General features: G+C 36.4%; 21 protein-coding genes and 1 pseudogene. 13 read left to right on the forward strand and 9 right to left on the reverse strand.

Annotation, left to right across the window (positions count from 1 at the left end; genetic code table 11):
* Positions 1-144: 144 nt before the first annotated feature.
* The 8 genes and pseudogenes from JCM9157_RS06690 to dnaA all read right to left on the reverse strand — a co-directional run bounded on the left by JCM9157_RS06690 (position 145) and on the right by dnaA (position 10553).
* Positions 145-1224 (reverse strand): HD-GYP domain-containing protein, encoded by a 1080-nt coding sequence (locus JCM9157_RS06690; protein ID WP_035663280.1) that lies wholly within the window; start codon positions 1222-1224, stop codon positions 145-147.
* Positions 1225-1367: 143 nt separating this feature from the next.
* Positions 1368-3911, reverse strand: a complete 2544-nt coding sequence (gene gyrA, locus JCM9157_RS06695) for a DNA gyrase subunit A (protein ID WP_035663282.1) — start codon at positions 3909-3911, stop codon at positions 1368-1370.
* A 127-nt stretch (positions 3912-4038) separates the two neighbouring features.
* Complete coding sequence (gene gyrB, locus JCM9157_RS06700; protein ID WP_439644332.1) at positions 4039-5961, reverse strand: DNA topoisomerase (ATP-hydrolyzing) subunit B; 1923 nt, start codon at positions 5959-5961, stop codon at positions 4039-4041.
* 113 nt (positions 5962-6074) lie between these two features.
* Positions 6075-6359: an extracellular matrix regulator RemB gene (remB, locus tag JCM9157_RS06705; protein WP_035663285.1), complete on the reverse strand. Its 285-nt coding sequence runs from the start codon at positions 6357-6359 to the stop codon at positions 6075-6077.
* A gap of 20 nt (positions 6360-6379) precedes the next feature.
* Positions 6380-7488 (reverse strand): annotated as a pseudogene (recF, locus tag JCM9157_RS06710) (DNA replication/repair protein RecF).
* A 12-nt stretch (positions 7489-7500) separates the two neighbouring features.
* Positions 7501-7716, reverse strand: a complete 216-nt coding sequence (yaaA, locus tag JCM9157_RS06715; protein WP_035663287.1) for a S4 domain-containing protein YaaA — start codon at positions 7714-7716, stop codon at positions 7501-7503.
* Positions 7717-7884: 168 nt separating this feature from the next.
* On the reverse strand, positions 7885-9024 hold the full coding sequence (gene dnaN, locus JCM9157_RS06720) for a DNA polymerase III subunit beta (RefSeq protein ID WP_035663289.1): 1140 nt from the start codon (positions 9022-9024) through the stop codon (positions 7885-7887).
* Between the two features lie 176 nt (positions 9025-9200).
* On the reverse strand, positions 9201-10553 hold the full coding sequence (dnaA, locus tag JCM9157_RS06725; protein ID WP_035663290.1) for a chromosomal replication initiator protein DnaA: 1353 nt from the start codon (positions 10551-10553) through the stop codon (positions 9201-9203).
* Between the two features lie 689 nt (positions 10554-11242).
* Between dnaA and rpmH the strand changes: the two genes are divergently transcribed.
* From rpmH to JCM9157_RS06785, 13 genes are all read left to right on the forward strand, one after another.
* Positions 11243-11380, forward strand: a complete 138-nt coding sequence (gene rpmH / locus JCM9157_RS06730) for a 50S ribosomal protein L34 (protein ID WP_003323480.1) — start codon at positions 11243-11245, stop codon at positions 11378-11380.
* A gap of 155 nt (positions 11381-11535) precedes the next feature.
* Positions 11536-11877 carry a ribonuclease P protein component gene (rnpA, locus tag JCM9157_RS06735; RefSeq protein ID WP_035663292.1) on the forward strand — a complete coding sequence of 114 codons (342 nt, stop codon included), beginning with the start codon at positions 11536-11538 and terminating at the stop codon, positions 11875-11877.
* Between the two features lie 59 nt (positions 11878-11936).
* On the forward strand, positions 11937-12740 hold the full coding sequence (gene spoIIIJ / locus JCM9157_RS06740) for a YidC family membrane integrase SpoIIIJ (protein WP_081734084.1): 804 nt from the start codon (positions 11937-11939) through the stop codon (positions 12738-12740).
* A complete protein-coding gene (jag, locus tag JCM9157_RS06745) occupies positions 12737-13357 on the forward strand; it encodes an RNA-binding cell elongation regulator Jag/EloR (protein WP_035663294.1) in 621 nt (206 codons plus the stop codon). Before spoIIIJ ends, jag begins: the two co-directional genes overlap by 4 nt.
* A gap of 218 nt (positions 13358-13575) precedes the next feature.
* Complete coding sequence (gene mnmE / locus JCM9157_RS06750; protein WP_035663296.1) at positions 13576-14952, forward strand: tRNA uridine-5-carboxymethylaminomethyl(34) synthesis GTPase MnmE; 1377 nt, start codon at positions 13576-13578, stop codon at positions 14950-14952.
* Positions 14953-14987: 35 nt separating this feature from the next.
* On the forward strand, positions 14988-16874 hold the full coding sequence (gene mnmG / locus JCM9157_RS06755; RefSeq protein ID WP_035663297.1) for a tRNA uridine-5-carboxymethylaminomethyl(34) synthesis enzyme MnmG: 1887 nt from the start codon (positions 14988-14990) through the stop codon (positions 16872-16874).
* 91 nt (positions 16875-16965) lie between these two features.
* Positions 16966-17679 (forward strand): 16S rRNA (guanine(527)-N(7))-methyltransferase RsmG, encoded by a 714-nt coding sequence (gene rsmG, locus JCM9157_RS06760; RefSeq protein ID WP_035663299.1) that lies wholly within the window; start codon positions 16966-16968, stop codon positions 17677-17679.
* A gap of 309 nt (positions 17680-17988) precedes the next feature.
* Positions 17989-18849 (forward strand): nucleoid occlusion protein, encoded by an 861-nt coding sequence (gene noc / locus JCM9157_RS06765; RefSeq protein ID WP_035663302.1) that lies wholly within the window; start codon positions 17989-17991, stop codon positions 18847-18849.
* Between the two features lie 401 nt (positions 18850-19250).
* A complete protein-coding gene (locus JCM9157_RS06770; protein ID WP_035663304.1) occupies positions 19251-20024 on the forward strand; it encodes a ParA family protein in 774 nt (257 codons plus the stop codon).
* Positions 20005-20853: a ParB/RepB/Spo0J family partition protein gene (locus tag JCM9157_RS06775; protein ID WP_035663305.1), complete on the forward strand. Its 849-nt coding sequence runs from the start codon at positions 20005-20007 to the stop codon at positions 20851-20853. Before JCM9157_RS06770 ends, JCM9157_RS06775 begins: the two co-directional genes overlap by 20 nt.
* 151 nt (positions 20854-21004) lie before the next feature.
* The gene (locus JCM9157_RS25670; protein ID WP_268870922.1) at positions 21005-21754 is read left to right on the forward strand and encodes an aminotransferase class V-fold PLP-dependent enzyme; all 750 of its coding nucleotides are present in this window, start codon (positions 21005-21007) and stop codon (positions 21752-21754) included.
* Positions 21751-22152: an aminotransferase class V-fold PLP-dependent enzyme gene (locus JCM9157_RS25675; protein ID WP_268870923.1), complete on the forward strand. Its 402-nt coding sequence runs from the start codon at positions 21751-21753 to the stop codon at positions 22150-22152. Before JCM9157_RS25670 ends, JCM9157_RS25675 begins: the two co-directional genes overlap by 4 nt.
* A gap of 23 nt (positions 22153-22175) precedes the next feature.
* Positions 22176-22877 (forward strand): DUF554 domain-containing protein, encoded by a 702-nt coding sequence (locus JCM9157_RS06785; protein WP_035663306.1) that lies wholly within the window; start codon positions 22176-22178, stop codon positions 22875-22877.
* A gap of 81 nt (positions 22878-22958) precedes the next feature.
* Here the strand turns inward: JCM9157_RS06785 and yyaC are convergent, their stop codons facing one another.
* A complete protein-coding gene (gene yyaC, locus JCM9157_RS06790) occupies positions 22959-23612 on the reverse strand; it encodes a spore protease YyaC (protein ID WP_035663308.1) in 654 nt (217 codons plus the stop codon).
* Positions 23613-23800 lie beyond the last annotated feature (188 nt).

The raw sequence follows: 23800 nt of genomic DNA on the forward strand, positions 1-23800 counted from the left end.
TCTTTTAACTTGTCGCTCAACAGCAACTTTATTATCTTACCTCATAACTAATTAAGTGTCAATAGTTTTTTTAAGAAAATAATGTCGTTTGTTTTGGCGACAAGGAATAATATAACACAAAACATAAAAGATATGCAACTCTTTTTATAAGATTTCTTCAATATGAATAGATAAATGTTGAGAGAGTTGAATTATCTCTTCGTTAGAAAGAAGTTTCACTATCGGCCTTGTTAACATTTGCTGATCCATAAAGATAACTTCTGCTTCTTCTCCAGACGATAATCGTACTTTATCACCTAAAGAAAATTGAACAAGGGATTGAAAAAGAGTTTGAACTACTTTGACATCAAACTTCCCAAATTGCTCTTTATTAATTTCTTCTAAAACTAGTAAAGGCGCTCTTTTCCCACGATAATAGCGTTCAGATGTCATAGCATGATAGACATCAGCTACTGCTACTATTTGACTGAACAAGTGAATCTTATCTGAATTTGTCGCTAATGGGTACCCACTTCCGTCATAGCGCTCATGATGTTGAAGTACAGTGAGTAAAATGGTATCTGATACTCCAGTCACACCTTTTAACATCTTATAACTGTGAATAGGATGTTTTTTTATCTCTTCAAACTCAATTGAAGATAAGGAACTGGTTTTCTTTAAAATAGATGGAGATACTTTCGTCATTCCTATATCGGCTAATACCCCAGCAAAACCAATCTTCAACCAATCTTTCTTTTCAAGCTTCATCTTAAAACCTATAAAAGCTGATAGAAGTCCAACGAAAACAGAATGATGATATAAATAATCTTCTTTATTACTATAATGGTGTAATTGTAGCAAAGCATCTGGTCTTTCAATAATCTTCTCAAAAAGAGGAGTGAACAAAGTCCTTATTTCAAGCATTTCAACTTTCCGGCCTGCTTGCCATGACTGAAATAGTTTTTTATATTGTTTAACAGCTTCTAAGTAAATTAGAAGAAATTCTTTTTCAGGTGTATGATAATCCTCAAAGTTTTCTTCTTCAATAACTTCAAGCGGACTGAATTTCTCACCATTTACCAGTACAGATTCTACTTCAACTTGTTTTACTAGAAATAACTTTAATATTTCAATTAACTCATCAGTTAGTATTGTATTTTCTTTCACGATAGGAAAGTCTGTTAAACCTTCAATATCTTTGGTTGTAATACATCCCTTTTGCAGCTGCGCTGGTTTAACTTTCATACAATAACCTTCTTCCTTCAAGACAATTCTATTTCTTCGTGTATTTATTATACTTTAGGAAAGATGCCAAGAAAAGATGGTAGATAAGGAAAAAGAGATGTCACAGAATAAATCATTCCTGTAACATCTCTTTTAAATTAGATCTATTCTTCAGTTTCAGATTGATTGTTCTCTTCAACTTCAGTAGACTCTTCTTCTTTGTTTTCAGGTGAATCATTAGTTACTGTTTCTTCATTTGTTTCTTCAGACTCAATATCTTCATCTTCATTAATATCAACTCGAGCAACAGTTGCAACTTCCTCGCCTTCATTTACACGAATTAAAGTAACTCCTTGTGTGTTACGCCCTGTGGTTGAAATTCCTTCGACTTGAGTTCTAATAATGACTCCACTAACTGTAATAATCATAATGTCATGATTATTACCAACTACTTTTAAGGCTACAAGATTACCGTTTCTCTCAGTAATGTTACAAGTTTTAATACCTTTCCCACCACGATTTTGAATGCGGTATTCATCAATTGGAGTACGCTTGCCGTACCCTTTCTCTGTAACGATTAAAACGTCATGATCTTCTTCTATTATATCCATACCAACAACATGATCATCACCAGCAAGTGAGATTCCTCGAACCCCTGCTGCTGTACGTCCCATTAACCTAACATCATTTTCAGGGAAGCGGATTGACATTCCGTGTTTTGTTCCAATGATTAATTCTTGATGACCATCTGTTAGACGAACGCCATGGAGTTCATCTTCGTCACGAAGAGTAATAGCAAATAACCCACCTTTTCTAATATTAGCAAATGATGAAAGTTCCGTTCTTTTCGCAACTCCATATTTCGTTAAGAAGAATAGATAAGAATCATCTTTAAAATCATCGATAGGAATAACCGTACTTACATATTCGCCTTGCTCTATTTGTAAAAGGTTAATAATCGGTATACCTTTTGCTGTACGTCCCAATTCAGGAATTTCATATCCTTTTAAGCGATATACCTTCCCTTTATTCGTAAAGAACAAAATAGTGTGGTGAGAGCTAGTCGTAAAAAGATGTTGAACAAAATCATTATCATTTGTTCCCATCCCTTGTATTCCTTTTCCACCACGTTTTTGAGCTCTGTAAGTAGAAATTGGCAGACGTTTAATATAACCATTATGAGAGATGGTTATAGCAATATTCGTACGAGGAATTAAGTCCTCATCTTCAAATTGCTCTTCACTCATAGAAATAACGGTACGACGTTCGTCATTAAACTTTGCTTTGATTTCAGAAAGCTCTTCACGAATGATTTCTAATACTCGCTCATTATCGGCTAAGATTGCTTTAAGTTCTGCAATACGTGCCACCAACTCTTGATATTCCCCTTCAATCTTGTCGCGTTCTAAACCAGTTAAACGTTGTAAACGCATATCAAGGATAGCTTGTGCTTGTTCATAACTAAGCTCAAATCGCTCCATTAAGCCAGTTCTTGCCATCTCTGTCGTCTGAGAAGCACGAATTAAATTAATAACTTCGTCAAGATGATCTAGGGCAATACGTAAACCTTCTAAAATGTGTGCACGTGCTTCTGCTTTACGAAGTTCAAATGCTGTACGGCGTCTTATTACAACAACCTGATGATCTAGGTAGTGCTCTAAACATTCTTTTAAATTTAATACTTTAGGTTGTCCATTAACTAACGCAAGTAGATTAATTCCAAAGCTTGATTGAAGTGCCGTTTGCTTATATAAATTATTTAATAAAACATTGGCATTCGCATCACGTCGTAGTTCTATTACAATTCTCATTCCAGTACGATCGGATTCATCACGTAGATCTGTGATTCCATCAATCTTTTTCTCACGAACTAACTCAGCAATTTTTTCAATTAATCTCGCTTTGTTAACTTGATATGGAATTTCAGTGAAAATAATTCTCGGCTTCCCGTTATGCTCTTCAATATAAGACTTAGCCCGTAAAGTAATTGAACCTCGACCAGTTTGATAGGCTTTACGAATACCTGAACGTCCTAAAATTTCAGCACCAGTAGGGAAATCTGGTCCTGGAATATACTCCATTAAGTCTTGAATCGTTAAATCACGATCTTTTGAAAGCGCAAGAACTCCGTCAATAATTTCACCTAATTGGTGAGGTGGAATATTCGTAGCCATTCCAACGGCTATTCCTGCAGCTCCATTTACTAAAAGATTAGGAAATCTCGCAGGGAGAACTTTTGGTTCTCTTTCACTGCCATCATAATTGTCTTGATAATCAATCGTGTCTTTATTAATATCACGAACAAGTTCCATTGAGATCTTAGACATTTTTGCTTCTGTATAACGCATTGCAGCAGCAGAGTCACCATCGACAGATCCAAAGTTTCCGTGTCCATCTATTAACATATAACGGTAACTGAAATCTTGTGCCATACGTACCATTGTTTCGTATACAGCCGAGTCACCGTGTGGATGATACTTACCGATAACTTCTCCAACAATACGCGCTGACTTTTTGTATGCTTTATCAGAAGTCATACCCAACTCATTCATTGCATATAAAATACGACGATGAACAGGTTTTAAACCATCCCTAACATCGGGCAGGGCGCGACTGACAATAACACTCATCGCATAGTCCATAAAGGATGACTTCATTTCTTGACTAATATTCCGCTCTCTAACTCTTAATTGTTCTTCCTCAGCCATTACAATAAACCTCCATCTCCAAGCCTAAATGCTTGTGTGTCCCAAGGCGTAAACAGATTTGTCGCATATCATCTTCTTAAGAAGTAATAAAAATACAGCTCTGTTTTTGCAGAATTTTTTCCACCTATTAAATATCAAGATTTTGTACATACTGTGCATTCTCTTGAATAAAGTCACGACGTGGTTCTACACGGTCACCCATTAAGATTTCAAAAATTTCATCAGCTTTAATTGCATCTTCCAACGTAACTTGTAAGACCGTGCGATGTTCTGGATCCATAGTTGTTTCCCATAATTGAGTTGGATTCATTTCTCCTAGACCTTTGTAACGTTGAATTCCTAATTTATCTTTGTTAGGAATATCTTTTAAAGCTTCTTCTAGCTCTTTATCTGAATATACATAACTCACATCTCTACCTTGACTAATCTTATAAAGTGGCGGTTGAGCAATGTATACATAACCATGTTCAATCAATGGACGCATATAACGATAGAAAAACGTTAATATTAAAGTTCTAATATGAGCACCATCGACATCGGCATCAGTCATAATGATAATTTTATGATATCTTGCTTTTTCAATATCAAAATCATCACCAATACCTGTTCCAAATGCTGTAATCATAGCCCTAATTTCATTATTGGCTAGAATTTTATCTAGTCTTGCTTTCTCAACGTTAATAATTTTTCCGCGTAGTGGCAAAATAGCTTGGAAATGACGATCACGTCCTTGTTTCGCCGAACCACCTGCGGAATCACCCTCTACGATATAAATTTCACTTATAGAAGCATCTTTAGAAGAACAGTCGGCAAGCTTACCTGGAAGCGAACTTACTTCAAGGGCACTTTTGCGACGAGTTAATTCACGCGCTTTCTTTGCAGCTTCACGAGCTCGTGATGCCATAAGACCTTTATCTACAATCTTTCTAGCAACTGGTGGGTGTTCACTTAGAAAACGAGAGAAGGCTTCACTGAACAGTGAATCTGTAATCGTTCTTGCTTCACTATTTCCTAACTTTGTTTTCGTTTGTCCTTCAAACTGTGGATCAGGAATTTTCACAGAGATAATAGCGGTCAGACCTTCACGAACATCATCACCTGTTAAGTTCGGGTCACTATCTTTAAACAAACCATTTTTTCTGGCGTAATCATTAATCACTCGAGTTAAACCGGTTTTAAAACCAGATTCATGTGTTCCACCTTCATGAGTATTAATGTTATTAGCAAATGAGTAGATATTGCTGGTGTAACTATCATTGTATTGGACTGCTACTTCAACAGTTAAGCCTTCTTTTTCACTTTCAATATGAATAGGCTCTTCATGTAGAACTTCACGAGATCTATTAAGATGCTCGACAAAAGAAGCAATACCACCTTCATAGTGGTACGTTTTTTCTTTGCCTTCAGGGCGTTTATCCTCAATCATAATGGTTAAACCTTTATTTAAGAAAGCTAACTCACGTAGTCTTGAAGCTAATGTATCAAAGTCATAAACAGTCGTTTCTTGAAATATTTCTGGGTCAGGTTTAAAGTGAATAACTGTTCCGCGTTTCTCAGTTTCACCAACTACTTCTAAATCAGCAGCTGGTACACCTCTTTCATATTTTTGATAGTGAATTTGGCCTTCGCGGTGAACTTTAACTTCTAGAATCGTTGATAATGCATTAACAACAGAAGCACCAACACCGTGCAAACCTCCAGAAACTTTATAGCCTCCGCCTCCAAATTTACCACCTGCATGGAGGACGGTCATGATTACTTCAACAGCAGGACGCCCCATTTTTTCATGAATCCCAACTGGAATTCCTCGGCCGTTATCTTCAACAGTAATACTATTATCTTCCTCGATCATAACTTTGATCGTATCACAATGACCAGCCATAGCCTCATCTATACTATTATCAACAATTTCCCAGACAAGGTGGTGCAAACCACGCGCACTAGTTGATCCAATATACATACCAGGGCGTTTTCGAACGGCTTCTAAGCCTTCTAGTACTTGTATTTGACTTTCATCATAAGCTTGTTGTGTAGAATGTTGTTCTGCCAAATAGATCACCTTCATTCTTCAATATCGATCAGATCATATATATTTTTAAATGTTCTTTAATTTTTAAACTGAACATTTTATTTTAACATTAACTCCGATTTAATTACAGAGGTTTATCCTTCATATTCAGTTTCGCTCTCTATATTAAGGTCTAACAGGGCTAACCCTTGCGCTCTTCTATTTAAGGTTAAAGAAGAAACGGGTGAGTAATAGATTTCTTCGTCGGTTACTACGATAGACTTAATGTATTCTTCGGAAATAATAATTTTCTTTTTTCTCTTCGCTTCTGCTTTTAGATAAAGTCCTGTAATCGTCGACTGCTCATGAACGTCCCAATTTAAAATAGCAATGATGTCTTTTGATCTAATAATGAAATCTCCACCTAAATGAATAAACAATCAACTCACCGCCCGATCTATTAAGATGAAATTGTCCCTTCAGAAACCTTACAAATGTTCGCTTGGTTTAATGTTTGATGATCAATCCCAGCTATGTTAGTTGTAGTTACAAAGGTTTGAACGCGATTTTGAATGGTTTGTAAAAGATGTGATTGTCTATAATCATCTAACTCTGATAAAACATCGTCCAATAGTAAAATTGGATATTCGCCTATTTCTGAATAAATTAATTCAATTTCGGCTAATTTAAGGGCTAGAGCCGTTGTTCTTTGTTGCCCTTGAGATCCATAAGTTTGAACATCATGATGATTTATAACAAAACCAAGATCATCTCGATGTGGTCCAAAAAGAGTAACTCCTCGCTGTATTTCACGTGTTTTTTGCTTTTCGTACGTTTTATATAACTCTTCTTTTATCATCGACAAATCCATCTCATCTGATACGTTACTAGAAGGAACATAAGAGATCTCTAGTTTTTCCTTTCCCCTACTAATATCATGATGTATTTGTTCAGCCCACTTTTGAAGTCGTTTAATAAATTCAAATCTTCTTTTCGTCACTTCTGCAGCTAACACAATCATTTGATCAGTTAACACGTCTAACATTTCTTTGGAACCCTTGTTTATTTGGAGGGATTTTAATAAGTGATTTCTTTGCAGGAGAACTTTTTGATAGAGTCCTAAATGATGCAAATAAACACGACTGATTTGTCCAATTTCCATATCTAGAAACCTTCTTCTTACTTGGGGACTACCTTTAACCAGATTTAAATCTTCTGGAGCAAACATGACCACGTTGCTGCACCAATATATTCACTTAGCTTTTTTTGTTCTAAGCCATTAACCTTACCTTTTTTACCCTTTGTCGATAAGATCAACTCTAATTCAAGTAAACTAGACTTTTTCTCTATCTTACCTTGGATTTTAGCGAAATCATGATTCCAACCAATTAACTCTTTATCCTTAGAAGTACGGTGAGATTTTGCTAATGCTAGAACATAAATAGCCTCAATGATATTTGTTTTCCCTTGAGCATTTTCTCCTAAGAAGACATTCACTTGTTGATCAAATGCTAATTCCACATTTTGGTAATTGCGGAATTGCCTTAGTGTCAGTTGTTTTAATTTCAAAAGGGCTTCCCCCTAGTTCTCAACAATTTGATATACAGTCCCATCCACAAGAGTTATCTCATCTCCAGGTACAAGCTTTTTACCACGACGGTTTTCCTCTTCACCATTTACATAAACAATATGCTCAGATAGATACCATTTAGCCATACCTCCAGTATCTATAATTCCAACTTCCTTTAGCAATTGTCCTAGTGTTATGTAAGCTGTTGAAATGACGATTTGATTCAACTTAATCACTCTTTCCGTTTAAATAATTCGTCTAGCAAAGTGAAGACAGCAATTCATTGGCGATTTGCTGTCTCTTTAAATTACATTCGATTATCTATCTTTACATTGTACTAAACCACAGCATGTAAGCCAAGTAGTTTCACTAAAAAAGGATGAACTTCACTATTTTTAGTAAGTTCTGACCGGTGAGAATAAGTGTAGATATTGATCATGATCGATTGGACGAATGACAAACGGACTCATTGCGCCGGTAAATACAATATCAATTTCTTCACTATCAATAACCTTCAACGCATCAATAATATTTTTACCGTTAAAGGAAATTCTCATTTCTTCTCCTTGTACATCCGTTTCAATGTTTTCTGTTACCTTACCAACTTCAGGGGAAATTGAAGTGATTTCAACAAGACCACTGTCTATTGTTTTCAAATTAATTACATTGTTTTTCCCTTCTCTAGATAAAAGTAAAGCACGTTCTAGAGTTTGAAGAAAAGGTTTCGTTTTTAAACGAAGAGTCGTTTTAGACTGAGTCGGGATCATACTTTTTGTAACTGGATATTTTCCTTCAAGTAATCTTGAGAAGAAAAGAAGATTTTTCATTTTGAATAAAACTTGATTTTCAGTTACAACAACATCAATTAGATCATTGTTGTCTTCAATGATCTTACTTAGTTCATTCAAACTTTTCCCAGGGATGACTACATTCGAGAAAACAAGTCCTTCATCGTTTTTTTGAATAGTTGCTTTCCTCATTGCTAACCTGTGACTATCTGTTGCAGTACAGATTAAGTCACTATTTTCAGTTTCTAAGTTTACACCTGTCAACACTGGACGTGTTTCCTGAGTGGACACCGCGAAGACAGTTTGCCTTATGACATTTTTCAAAATATCTTGCGGCAAACGGAATAATAAGTCTTCTTCCAATTGAGGAAGACGAGGATACTCCTCGGGATCAAGTCCATTTAAATTAAAAACTGAAGAACCTGAGCGAATAGTTGTAGCAAATTGATCTTGGACAATCAATTCAATATTATCTCCAGGCAATTTTTTAACAATTTCTGCGAAGAAACGAGCCTGAAGAACGATACTACCTTGTTCATCAATAGTGACAATTTCAGTTCCTTCTTCTTCAATCGGAATAAATGTTTCAATTGAGATATCTGAGTCACTACCTGTAAGAGTAATTCCTTCTGAATGAGCTACTATTTTTATACCAGTTAAAATCGGAATAGTTGTTCTTGAAGAAACTGCTTTTGTCACATTTTGAACATCATGAACAAAACGATCACGATTAATAGTAAAACGCATAATAAATCTCCTTAATAATTATATTTATGTTTTAAAAAGATAGTAGTAATAGTAATAGGGCCTGTGAATTTGTGGATAAGTCGCTTTTTGTTACAGAATGACTAGTTATTCACATGTTAGTAATGTGTTAATAGGTGCGTACACTTTATTCACAATACACACAATGATTTTTAAGATTAATTTCTTAGTAGATCTATTAATTCTTGCACTTTATCTTGAAGTTCACGATCTGTTGCAAGTAAAGTAGATATTTTTTCATGAGCATGGATGACAGTCGTATGATCTCGGCCTCCAAACTCACTACCGATCTTAGGTAAAGAAGCATCTGTTAATTCTCTAGAAAGATACATAGCGATTTGTCTAGGGAAGGCGACTGATTTTGTGCGCTTCTTAGCTTTGAAATCTTCTAGTTTTACATGATAATGTTCACCAACGAGCTTCTGAATATCCGTAATCGTTAAGATTCTTGGCTTTGAGTTAGGGATAATATCTTTTAATGCTTCAGCTGCTAAATCAGCATTCATATCTTGATTAATTAAAGAAGAATAAGCAACAACACGAATGAGTGCTCCCTCAAGCTCCCTTATGTTTGTATCAATTTGATTTGCAATGTAAAGCATGACTTCGTTTGGTATATCAAGATTTTCAGCTTTTGCTTTCTTGCGTAAGATAGCAATTCTAGTTTCAAGATCAGGTGGAGTAATATCTGTAATCAAACCCCATTCAAATCTTGATCTAAGTCGGTCCTCTAAAGTAGGGATTTCTTTAGGTGGGCGATCACTTGATATAACAATTTGCTTTGATTCCTCATGTAGAGCATTAAAAGTATGAAAAAATTCTTCTTGTGTTTGTTCTTTTCCAGCTAGGAACTGAATATCATCTATAAGTAAAACGTCAACGTTTCGATACTTATTGCGAAAATTAACAGCTTTATTATCACGAATCGCATTAATAAATTCGTTTGTAAATTTCTCAGAGGATAAATAAACGACTTTTGCATTAGGATTATGATCCATAACATAATGGCCAATGGCATGCATTAAGTGTGTTTTTCCTAGCCCGACACCCCCATAAATAAAAAGTGGATTATAAGCTTTAGCTGGTGCTTCAGCAACAGCTAAAGAGGCAGCGTGAGCAAAGCGATTTCCTGAGCCTATAACAAATGTATCAAACATATACTTTTCGTTAAGCATAGTTTTAGGTGTGGTATTGGCTGAATTCTGTTCCTGCTTCGTTTGTTTTTTGGGTAGAGGATCAGGAATGAAATCCTCTTCCATTTCATGTTGTGGAATAACGAATTTAGGTTTTAAACGTGTTCCTGTTAATTGCTCTATCATGTCAGAGGTAAGCTCTGCGTAATGATCCTCCAGCCAATCACGGGCAAACTCATTCGGTGCGGTTATGACAATAGTGTCATTTTGAATGTCATTCGCTTTAGTGGCTTTTAACCATGTCTCAAAACTAGGTTTGCTGACCTTTTTTTCGATCTCAGCCAAAGCCCGGTCCCATAAATCATGGATATTCTCCAAAATTTTCGCCTCCTTTTTTCTAAATAACGAACAACAAACATGAACTTGTCGAATCTTTGTACAAGCTCATGGATATGGTCGAATAATTATACATTCACAGCCAAATGTGCAAAAATATTAATATAGTAGAAAAGCTACTATTAATGAGTTCTGAACAACCTGTGGAGAAAGAAATACACACATAAAAGAAAGATGTCCACAACTTTACCCACAGACTGTGGACAAAAATACAAGCTAAATACTTGTCCACGAGTGAAAACAATTCAATCATAGCAAAAAAAACCTGCTGTCGCAATGGTTTAATGTATTTATCCACATAACACCTTATGTTGTGTCTTAATTTTATCCACAACACTATATATGTGCGTAACTTGTCGATAGAGTTGGGGAGAACTCGGAAAATGTCGAAAATAGGTTATCCACAGGGCGCGTTTGTTTTTTTGTGTGAAAAGTGTTGAACCTTTTAGAAGTGGCTTTTATAATTTGATATTTGAGTTAAGTAGCTATTGGAATGGATCATCACAGATATGATTAGGAAAAAGTAATAAAAGATAAAAAAATAAAAGAAGTATCTATAAGAAATAAATTGGTTGAGAAAAAGAGAATCTTGACAAGAGGGTATATATTTCTTTATAATTTACAAGAATGTCTTTAAAGAATGAGTTTTATTCCTCAGGGAGGTGTTATAGATGGGAAAACCAACATTTCAACCGAATAATCGTAAGCGTAAAAAGGTACACGGTTTCCGTGCACGTATGAGCACAAAAAATGGCCGTAAAGTATTAGCTCGTCGTCGTCGTAAAGGAAGAAAGGTATTATCTGCATAGGCCACTGGTTGTCAGTGGTCTTTTTCTTTCTAGTTTGGACAAAAAGGTAAATTTGAATCTTTTTGTCCAAACTAAAAATAAGAAATTACTTCATTTTAATATAGAAGACTTTTATTTTCGATATCATGTATAAGCGAGATCGAGGAGTGTAAAAGATGAAGAAAGAGCAACGGATTAAGACGAATAAGGAATTTTCGCAGGTATTTAATAATGGGAATTCCGTTGCAAATAGACAATTTGTTCTTTATACGCTTCCTAAACAAGGACAAGATTATTTTCGGCTTGGCCTTTCCGTGAGTAAAAAAGTAGGGAATGCTGTTACGAGAAATCAAGTAAAACGTTACATACGAGAAGTATTCCGTTTGAAAGAAGAGGTTGTCTTAGCTGGGAATGATTATATTGTCATTGCTAGAAAGCCAGCAGCAACAATGGATTTTTTTGAGGTTGAAAAAAGTCTACTTCACGTTTTAAAAAAGGCTCGCGTCTTAAAAAAGTGAATAGTTTTTATAAAACCATCATTTATATATGAAGTAACTAAATGGCAGGAGGAGAAAACGTGCTTAAAAAGTTTGGCTTAATAGCCTTGATTGTAGGACTCCTTGTTATGATGACCGGGTGTTTTAATATTGAGGAACCAATTACAAAAGATAGTACAGGCTTTTGGGATTCTTATCTAGTTTATCCTTTATCGTGGTTGATCATTTATTTTGCAGATCTATTTAATGATAATTTTGGTTTGTCAATTGTTGTAGTTACTATATTATTACGGATTTTAATTTTACCATTAATGATTAAGCAGACCAAAAGTGCAAAAGCGATGCAAGCAATTCAACCAGAAATGCAAAAGCTTCGTGAAAAATATAGTGCGAAAGACCAAAAAACTCAACAGAAGCTTCAACAAGAAATGATGGGAATGTTCCAGGAGCATGGGGTTAATCCTTTAGCTGGTTGTTTACCATTATTTATTCAAATGCCGATATTACTTGCGTTTTATCATGCAATTATGCGTACACATGAAATAGGAAATCACCCGTTCTTGTGGTTTGAACTTGGAACTCCAGATCCTATTTTCTTATTACCAATTATCGCAGGGGCTACTACCTTCATTCAACAAAAGATGATGATGGTTACTGATAATCCACAAATGCGAATTTTGCTTTATGTAATGCCGATTATGATTTTCGTTTTTGCGATTTTCTTCCCGGCGGCTCTTACTCTTTACTGGGTAGTAGGTAACCTCTTTATGATTGCTCAAACTTACTTCATTACGGGTCCGAATGTTGGAAAAAAAGCTGAAGCTACAGCAACAGCCGGTGGGAAATCAACATCGAAGCCTAAATCGGGAGGTAAAAAGAAGTGACAATAACTGTATCAGGAAAAACAATTGAAGAGGCCATTGCAAAAGCAGTCAGTGAGTTGCAAACAACTAGAGAGCAACTTTCTTACCAAGTTATAGAAGAGCCACAAAAAGGTTTTTTAGGTATTATTGGTGTAAAACCTGCAAAAATAGAAGCCCATGTTATTCCTGATTCGGTTGAAATTGCTCAGTCCTTTTTACAAACAACCGTCTCATTGATGGGTCAAGAACCAACGATTACAAAAACAGAATCGAACGATAAGATTCTTTTCCACCTAACTGCGACTGAGGATACAGGCAGGTTAATTGGAAAAAGAGGGCAAACGTTAGAGTCATTAGAGTATTTAACAAATCTAGTTTGTAATCGTGGGGAGCAAAAATATAGACGAATTGAACTAGATATAGGTGATTATCGTGAGCGTCGCAAGCAAGCGCTTGAACAATTAGCTCTACGAGTAGCTGATAAAGTAAAAACGATTAAGCAACCTTCAGCATTAGAACCGATGAATGCGTTAGAGCGTAAAATTATTCATGAGAAGTTAAAACGTGTTAAAGGCGTGGAAACAAGATCTGAAGGAAGTGGATTAGGTAGGCATATTGTAATCCTGCCCAGGCACTAGGATGAAAGGGGTTGTCCCGAAAGGTTTAAACAAACCTTTTGGAACAACCCCTTTCTTTGAATTAAAGATTGCTTTAATAGAATTTCCTCAAATGCTGTGCTATTCTATAATTTTAATGAAAAGAATCAAATAGATGATATATGTTCTTGAAAAAAGTCGATACTATATAATAGATATTTTTGAAACGTGAAAAGGTTTAAGAGTGAGAGGTGAGCAAAATGGAGTTTGACACAATAGCTGCTATATCAACAGCTTTGGGTGAGGGAGCAATAGGGATAGTTCGGTTAAGTGGTGATGATGCCATAGCAATTGCAGATAAATTATATCAAGGAAAAAATCAACTTTCTGATGTTCCGTCACATTCGATTATTTATGGTCATATTGTAGATGCAAGTACAGGTGAGCGAGTAGAGGAAGCCATGGTTTCGGTGTTACGTGCACCAAGAACTTTTACAAGAGAAGATGTTGTAGAGATTAATTGTCATGGTGGTCTCATGTCTGTAAACCGAGTTCTGCAGTTAGCCCTAAAACACGGGGCAAGACTTGCAGAACCAGGGGAGTTTACGAAAAGAGCTTTTTTAAACGGAAGAATTGACCTTTCTCAAGCTGAAGGAGTCATTGATTTAATTCGAGCGAAAACAGATAAAGCGATGAATGTCGCTTTGAATCAAATTGATGGACGATTATCGAAAAAAGTCCAAGTACTAAGACAAGCATTACTTGAAACGGTTGCGCATGTGGAGGTTAATATTGATTATCCTGAATATGATGCAGAAGTTATGACCCACAGCCTCCTTCAGGAAAAAGCAGACTTTGTTGTGAAGGAAATTGAAACTCTTCTGGCAACAGCAGCCCAAGGAAAGATTTTACGTGAAGGTTTATCGACCGTTATTATAGGGAGACCCAATGTGGGGAAATCTTCATTGTTAAATAGTTTAGTTCAAGAAAATAAAGCAATTGTTACCGATATTCCAGGAACAACAAGGGATGTAATTGAAGAGTATGTAAATGTAAGGGGAGTTCCGTTAAGACTTGTTGATACAGCAGGAATTCGTGAAACTGAAGATATTGTTGAGCGTATTGGTGTTGAACGCTCTAGAGAAGTGTTAAAGAAAGCAGATCTTATACTGTTAGTGTTAAACTATGGAGAGGTATTATCTCAAGAGGATGAAGCCCTTTTTAAAGCGGTAGAAAAAATGAATGTCATTGTCATTGTGAATAAGGTCGACGTTGAACAAAAAATAGATTTAAACGAAGTTAAAAAGTTAAACCAAGGAAGACCGTTAGTCACAACTTCTCTTTTACGAGATGAAGGAGTCGAGCAATTAGAACAAGCTATTGCAGATTTATTTTTTGAAGGTGCATTAGAAGGAGCAGACGTGACATATGTGTCTAATACAAGACATATTGCTTTACTCGAGCAAGCTAAAACAACGATTCAAGATGCAATTGCAGGAATTGACATGGGTGTTCCAATTGATTTAGTTCAAATTGATATTACAAGAACATGGGAATTACTAGGTGAAATAATCGGAGATAGTGTTCATGAGAGTTTAATTGATCAATTGTTCTCTCAATTTTGTTTAGGGAAATAAACAGAGATCTCTCTGTTACTAAGGAGGTTTTAAAGATGAAATATGAAGGTGGACAATATGATGTTATTGTAGTTGGAGCTGGTCACGCAGGTGTAGAGGCTGGGCTTGCTGCAGCAAGAATGGGTGCAAAAACATTAATGTTAACGTTGAATTTAGATGCTGTTGCTTATATGCCTTGTAATCCATCTGTTGGAGGACCGGCAAAGGGGATTGTCGTAAGGGAAATTGATGCTCTAGGCGGTGAAATGGCAAGAAATATCGATAAAACCCATATCCAAATGAGGATGCTTAATACCGGAAAAGGACCAGCTGTTCGTGCATTGCGGGCACAAGCTGATAAGTATCTTTACCAGCATGAAATGAAAAAAACAATAGAAGAAACGGAAAACTTACTTCTTCGTCAAGGAATGGTTGAACGTTTAATAGTAGAAGATGGTGTATGTAAGGGAGTTATCACAAATACAGGTGCTGAGTATGCAGCAAAAGCAGTTGTTATAACGACAGGGACCTACTTGAGAGGGAAGATTATTATTGGTGATTTATCCTACGAGAGTGGTCCTAATAACATGCAACCATCCGTACAGTTATCTTATCATTTAAAAGAACTAGGCTTTGATCTGGTTCGTTTCAAGACGGGAACACCACCTCGTGTAAACGGGAGTACAATAGATTATTCTCAAACTGAGATCCAACCAGGTGATGATACACCACGTGCTTTTTCGTATGAAACGACGAAGTATATAACCGATCAACTTCCTTGTTGGTTAACATATACGGGTGAAGAAACTCATCAAATCATTAATAATAACTTAAGCCGTTCTCCGATGTATTCAGGGATGATTGAAGGAACTGGGCCACGTTATTGTCCTTCAATTGAAGATAAGATTGTTCGTTTTAATGATAAGCCAAGGCACCAAATTTTCCTTGAACCAGAAGGTAGAAATACATCTGAAGTTTACGTGCAGGGCTTATCAACGAGTTTACCTGAAGATGTACAGTTGGAAATATTAAGATCGGTTCCTGGCTTGCAAAATGCTAGAATGATGCGTCCAGGTTATGCAATTGAGTATGATGCAATGGTTCCTACTCAACTTTGGCCAACTCTTGAAACGAAAAAAGTACCAGGCTTATTCACAGCAGGTCAAATTAATGGAACATCAGGATATGAAGAAGCTGCAGGGCAAGGAATTATGGCCGGAATTAATGCAGCTAGAAAAGCACAAGGGAAAGACGGAGTCATCCTTGATCGTTCAGAGGCTTATATTGGTGTCTTAATAGATGATCTTGTAACGAAAGGGACAAATGAACCGTATCGTCTTCTTACGTCACGTGCGGAATACCGCCTTCTTCTTCGTCATGATAATGCGGATCTGCGCTTGACAGAAACAGGTTTTAACATTGGTTTAATTAAACAAGATCGTTATGATCGTTTCTTGAAAAAGAAAGAGCAAATTGAGGTAGAGAAAGCAAGATTAGAAAAAATTAATATAAAACCTTCTGAAGAAGTGAAGAAGATTTTAGAAGAAGCTGGATCTTCCCCAATTCAAGATGGGATTAAAGCAACAATGCTATTAAAACGACCAGAACTTACTTATAATCACATTGCTAAAATAGTCGACCGACCTGATACGGAAATTTCTGAAGATGTAGCTGAACAAGTAGAAATTCAAGTGAAATATGAAGGATATATTGAAAAGCAACTTCAACAAGTAGAACGTTCAAAGAAAATGGAAAACAAGAAGATCCCTGAAGATCTTGATTACTTCGCCATTAACAGTTTAGCAACAGAGGCTAAACAAAAACTTGCGCAGGTTCGTCCGCTTTCTGTTGGGCAAGCTTCACGCGTTTCTGGCGTGAATCCTGCTGATATTTCAATATTGCTTGTTTATCTTGAGCAAGGTCGATTAGCTAAAATACAGTAATCAATATTAAGGTTTATGTGCAGCCCACTGCATCTGCTTGCAGTGGGTGCAATTATTGTTTGAAATTACATAAATAAAATGGAGAGTTGTTATGAGTAAAAAACAGTTCGCGACATTACTTCATGAACGAGGAATTACACTGTCAGCTAAGCAAGAAGAACAATTTCAACTTTATTTTAAGTTATTAGTTGAATGGAATGAAAAAATGAATTTAACTGCCATAACGGAAGAAGATGATGTGTACCTAAAGCACTTTTATGACTCGATTACAGCGAGTTTTTATTACCCTTTTAAAGCTGGACAGCGTTTATTAGATGTAGGTGCAGGTGCTGGTTTTCCGAGTATTCCCCTGAAAATAATTCATCCAGAGTTACATGTTAGTATTGTTGATTCACTTAATAAAAGAATTGGCTTTCTAACTCACTTAGCGAATGAGTTAAAGTTAGATGGGGTTGCTTTTTACCATGACCGTGCAGAAACGTTTGGCCAAAATAAAGATCACAGAGAACAATATGATATTGTAACAGCTCGTGCAGTAGCTAGACTCTCAGTGTTATCTGAACTTTGTCTTCCATTAGTTAAGATAAAGGGTGACTTTATTGCGATGAAAGCAGCTGGTACAGCAGATGAAGTAGTTGATGCTAATAAGGCAATTCAAATCTTAGGAGGAAAAGTCATCTCAGACGATTCATTCGTTTTACCTATTGAAGAAAGTGAACGTCATATTATAACCATTCAAAAAGAGAAAACGACTCCTAAGAAATACCCTCGGAAACCAGGTACCCCTAATAAAACACCATTGTAGGAAGTTCAAAGGTGATTTTAGTAGTTAATCACCTTTTGAACACGAAGATAAAATTATTTTTTTAATGTTCATTTTGAATGTAAAAGGGTGCAGTTATCTACTACATTCGCTCTCCTTTTAATTAGTGTTTAACTATCTTAAATTTGTCAAAAAGCCGAATAACATAGCTTTTTTTGAGTTTCTTAAAGTAAGTTTTGCTTGACGCTGTACGGCGTGCAGGATATAACTGAAGTAGGTAAAAAAGAAGGATTTATAAGAGCGGATGTAGAATCTAGAAAGACGGTTACTATCAGAAGGTGGTGTCAGGCGATGAAGCAACCGTTTTCACGCCTATTTGGCTTTGGTGATAAGCAACAGGCAGAGGTTGAAGTAAGTGGAAACGAAGAGTTAAGCAGCAACGAGGAAGTAAGAGAAATTAAAATATCAGATATAGTACCAAATCGTTTCCAGCCACGTACAGTATTTGATCAAGAAAGAATAGACGAATTAGCGCAGACAATTCGTACTCACGGAGTGATTCAACCTATCGTTGTTCGTGAACGTGAGGGGAAATTTGAAATTATTGCTGGAGAAAGAAGATGGCGAGCTGTCACGAAACTTGGTTGGGAAACAATACCAGCTTTAGTGAAGGACTTTAATGATTCACAAACTGCATCTATTGCTTTAATTGAAAATCTTCAAAGAGAAGGTTTAACAGCAATTGAAGAAGCCATTGCTTACGCTAAATTAATTGAGTTACATGGATTAACGCAAGAAAGTCTAGCTCAGCGACTAGGAAAAGGTCAATCTACGGTAGCAAACAAACTAAGATTATTAAACCTTCCTGAGGCTGTGCAAAACGCAATTTTAGACCGTCAAATTTCAGAACGGCATGCACGCGCATTACTCTCACTAAAAAACACGGAGTTACAAGTTAAGCTATTAGAAGAAATTACTGAAAAAAGTTTGAACGTAAAACAAACGGAAGAACGTGTGAAATTTCTTTTAGAAGGACAAGCACCTCCCAAAAAGAAACCAACTCGAAAAGCTTATTCAAAAGACATGAGAATTGCGATGAATACGATTCGTCAATCGGTCGATATGGTATTAAAAAGCGGCTTACATGTAGATACGGATGAAGAAGAACACGATGAGTTTTATCAGTTTACTATTCGAATACCGAAAAAATAATCTATCAAAGAGATAGGTTATTTTTTTGTAGAGTGAGAGTAGTAGGAAGGTGGTTAAGAAGAACTAAGCCCCCTGCCGGAGTTTGCTAGAGACCACTGTAAAAGGGTGGTTTTCGCCTATTTTAGTGGCCTCTTAAGCAATGAGCGTAACTGTTGCAATTTTTTAAAAGCTTGCTAGGAGTGGTTTTATTATAGATGGCGTGCAACGTGTGGAGCCATTACTGCATCCTTGAATCTGCTAAAAAGGATTTTTCGATGCCCTTAATTTGTCTTCTTTGATCTTGATAGAGTGGGAATATAGTTAGTGTTTTTTAAAATTAGTCTGGCAGGGAGCAAGTTCTTCTAATTATATGTTAATATATACTAGAGTTGGAGTTTTGAATGGAAAAGAGGTGACTGAGTGTGGCTAGGATCATTGCCGTAGCGAATCAGAAGGGTGGAGTTGGTAAAACGACTACCTCTGTAAATTTAAGTGCTTGTTTGGCTTATTTAGGTAAAAGAGTTTTACTTGTTGATATTGACCCTCAAGGAAATGCAACAAGTGGATTAGGCATTGAAAAGGGAGATGTTGATGAGTGTGTGTATGACATTCTTGTTGAAGATGTTGAGGCCTCACAAGTCATAAAGCCAACTTCAATGGAACGTTTAGATGTATTGCCTTCAACAATTCAATTGTCAGGTGCTGAAATTGAACTTGTTCCAACGATTTCGCGTGAAGTTCGTTTGAAAAGAGCTTTAAATAGTGTTTCTGCAAACTATGATTATATCTTTATAGATTGCCCTCCATCTTTAGGGCTTTTAACGATAAATGCTTTGACAGCATCAGATTCTGTGCTTATTCCTGTTCAGTGTGAATATTATGCCCTCGAAGGATTGAGTCAGTTATTAAATACGGTTCGTCTCGTTCAAAAACATCTTAATACTGATCTTGGAATTGAAGGTGTGTTATTAACGATGTTAGATGCGAGAACCAATTTAGGTATTCAAGTTATTGATGAAGTGAAAAAGTATTTCCGTGAGAAAGTGTTTGATACGATCATTCCTCGTAATGTACGTTTAGGGGAAGCACCAAGTCATGGCGAACCTATCATTACCTACGATGCTAAGTCAAGAGGAGCAGAAGTGTATTTAGATCTAGCAAAGGAAGTGGTTGCGAGTGGCGAAAGGGTTAGGTAAAGGACTGCAGGCACTGTTCCCTGAGGACAAAAATAATCAACAGAATGAAGTACTAGATGTAGCAATAACGGAGCTTCGTCCGAATCCTTATCAACCTCGAAAAACGTTTTCAGAAGAAGCGTTAATAGAACTCTCTGAATCTATAAAAACACATGGGATTTTGCAACCGATTATAGCTAGAAAAAGTATAAAAGGTTTTGAAATTATCGCTGGTGAGAGACGCTTACGTGCTGCCAAGCGTGCCAATTTAAAAACGGTCCCAGTTGTAGTTAAAGAGTTAGACGATCAAAAGATGATGGAGCTAGCTTTAATTGAGAATCTGCAACGTGAAGATTTAAACCCAATTGAAGAAGCGATTGCCTATGATAAACTTATGAAACATTTATCTGTAACTCAAGAGCAGTTGGCTGAACGAGTTGGCAAAAGTCGCCCTCATATTGCGAATCATTTACGATTACTTAATCTTCCTGAGATCGTTCAACAGTTTATTTCCGATGGCAAACTTTCTATGGGGCATGGACGAGCTCTATTAGGTTTAAAAGACAAACAAAAACTTACGGTTCTTGTAGAGAAAATATTAAAAGAAAAGTTGAGTGTTAGGGAGATTGAAGAGTTAATTAATCAACTAAATGATCGTGTTTCACGTGAAACAAAACGAAAAAAAGTGATTTTATCGCCATTCTTAAAAGAGAGACAAGATGTTTTGAGAACGAGATTAGGGACGTCTGTCGCAATTAAACCTGGAAAGAAAAAAGGGAAAATTGAAATTGAGTATTTTTCAGAGGATGATTTAGAAAGAATTGTTCAATTACTTGATTCAAACGACTAATAAAATTGATAAGAGGGTAGTTCAAACCTTAGCCTATCGAAATACATGTGGAATCTCACTAGTAAATGTATTATGGTATGGAGGTACGTTGTTTGAACAGCCTTCTTTTTTTATTTACATAATTATATATTTGAGGAAAGGAACGAATAAGATGATTTATTTTGATCATGCTGCTTCATCTTATCCTAAACCTGATAGTGTTGCTCATGCGATGCATGAAGCGGTTAGTAGTTATAGTGCAAATCCAGGTAGAGGGGGACACAAATTAGCAGAACGTGCACGAAGTGTAATAAATGAAGCAAGAAAGACAATAGCTTCTTTTTTTAATGCTCCAAGTAGTAAGCATGTTTGGTTTTATCAAAATGCGACGATGGCACTGAACCAAGCTTTACTTGGTTTTCCATTTGAAGAAGGCGATCATGTAGTTGCAACCAAGTTTGAACATAACTCCATTATTCGTCCACTTGAAAGGTTAGTAATCGAGAAAAAAATCACTGTCACTTACGTTGAGCCAAATGTTGATGGTGTAATTTCCGTTGATGCGATGAAAAAAGCAATAACAAATAAGACTAGAATGTTTGCTATTTCACATGCATCAAACGTTACAGGAGCAATTGTTCCACTAAGGGAAATTAGTTTATTAACAAAAGAAAAACAAATTATGCTCTTACTTGATGCATCACAAACAGCCGGTACAATATCAATTGATATAGATCGCGACGGTATTGATCTATTAGCGTTGGCTGGTCATAAATCATTGTTAGGACCGCAGGGGACTGGGGTTTTAGTAACTAAAGGTGATTTTGATTTGAGACCATTAATTGTTGGTGGTACTGGGGGGCATCTGAGTCACCTTTTCAGCCATTACAATGGCCTGAACGTTATGAAGCTGGAACAATGAATACACCTGGCATAGCCGGGTTGTTGGCTGGAATTAAGGAAGTTGAAGCATTGGGATTGAATCATATTTGGCAGCACGAACAAGCTTTGATGCGTTTGTTCATAAGCGAAGTACAAGAGATTGAGAACATAAAAATGTTTGGTCCGAGTGATTTAACAAATAGAGTAGCTGTTATTTCATTGTCGATGAATAACCTTGATAGCCATGAGCTTGCCGTCATTTTAGATGAACATTATGATATTGCTGTTAGAGCAGGTTTACATTGTGCGCCTAAAGCACATGAAACACTTGAAACAAGCGAAAAGGGACTTGTTCGTGTGAGTTTTGGTCCATATAATACCAAAAAAGAAGTTGAAAGATTAATAGAAGCTTTAAAAGAGATTAGTCTGGCATTTTGATATGGGATGAGGAGTAGAGGAAGATGGTTTTAACAGGGACGATTGTAAATGGTCTAGCAATAGTGCTAGCTTCACTTATAGGATTAATGGTCAGAAATATACCGGAACAAATGAAGACGACCATTATGCAAGGACTTGCTCTTGCAGTTGTTGTTCTAGGGATTGGCATGTCTTTAAAGAGTGAGCAATTTCTTATTGTCATTGGCAGTTTGGTTTTAGGCGGAATTATTGGTGAGAAACTTGACTTAGAAGGGAGTTTAAACCGATTAGGGGCTTGGATTGAGGCAAAGGTTGGTGCAAAAGAAAATGGATCTGTTGCAAAAGGATTTGTCACAGCTACCCTTATCTATGTAGTCGGGGCAATGGCGATCCTGGGTTCACTTGATAGTGGATTAAGAGGGGATCATTCTGTTCTTTATACAAAATCAATGTTGGATGGTTTTTCAGCTATTATTTTTACATCAACACTCGGAATAGGTGTTATGTTTTCAGCTATTCCTGTTGTTTTATACCAAGGTGGAATTGCTCTTTTAGCGACGCAAATAAATCAGTTTGTACCTGAGGTTTTAATGAGTACGTTTATTACAGAAATGACGGCAACTGGTGGAGTGATGATTATTGCGATTGGACTTAATATATTAGGAATTGTTCAAATAAGAGTAGCAAATTTACTGCCTAGCATTGTTGTAGTAGCCGGATTAGTTTTAGCATTATATATGAATTAAAGCGATTTTTGTAATAATAAAGGGTTTATCCAAAGGTCAATAAAAGCCATTTGATAAACCCTTTTTTTAATGTAGTCATGCCTACATCGATGTTTTATTTTTTGTTTGAAATTGTAATGGAGATTTAACTCGTAACGAACGTAACAGTGAAGCTGTTGGCGCTAAATCAGGAAGGCGTATATCTGCTGCTCGAATGGACGAGGCAATGACATCAGCCATTTGCATGACTGTGTGCAAGCGAGTGTTTTGTAGAACAAAATACTCCATCATTCCACCAACATTAACAATGCCAGTCATGTGAATGTCTCCAATAGCAGGTAAATTTTTTTGAACGGCAGCACCTGGTTGCACGGGGCCATCAGCTAATGAAATCTTCCCGACGCTAGTCATTCTTCCAAGACAAGCATCAATGGCTAGAATGAAAGGGCGATGATGATTCTTATATATAGCTGCGATTCTCTCTTCTAAATTAACAGCATGTACTGGATTTTCTAAAGTTCCATATACATGAAAACGTCGAAGGGATTCTTTTTCAAGTTTAGTTCCTACTAATGGTCCAAGTGAATCGCCAGTGGAACGATCAGTGCCAATACAGACAACAACTAATTCCCGCTTAACTTGTGCTTCTGTTAATTCAAGTAATTGCTCACTCAACTGTTCGATTGCACTCTCTTCTTCCATATGAACACGGATAGGAGGATTGTTTTTTCCGAACAGACGATGGTTTGTACTCATAACATCGCCTCCTTTGCCATAGTAGTAACAGTATACGGAACTTTTTTCCTTTCTATACATAAAACAAGTTGTTTAAAAGAGTTGTTTTTCTTTTTAGAATGACAATTTAAGAGAATTTATCTATAGGTAGGTGAAAGTCGTATGAAGCTTTTCCGACAGGCGGGCATAAAGTAAAGTAATCGTTCACC

This window comes from Halalkalibacter akibai JCM 9157, from assembly GCF_000513135.1.
Classification (GTDB): Bacteria; Bacillota; Bacilli; order Bacillales; family Bacillaceae_D; genus Halalkalibacter; species Halalkalibacter akibai.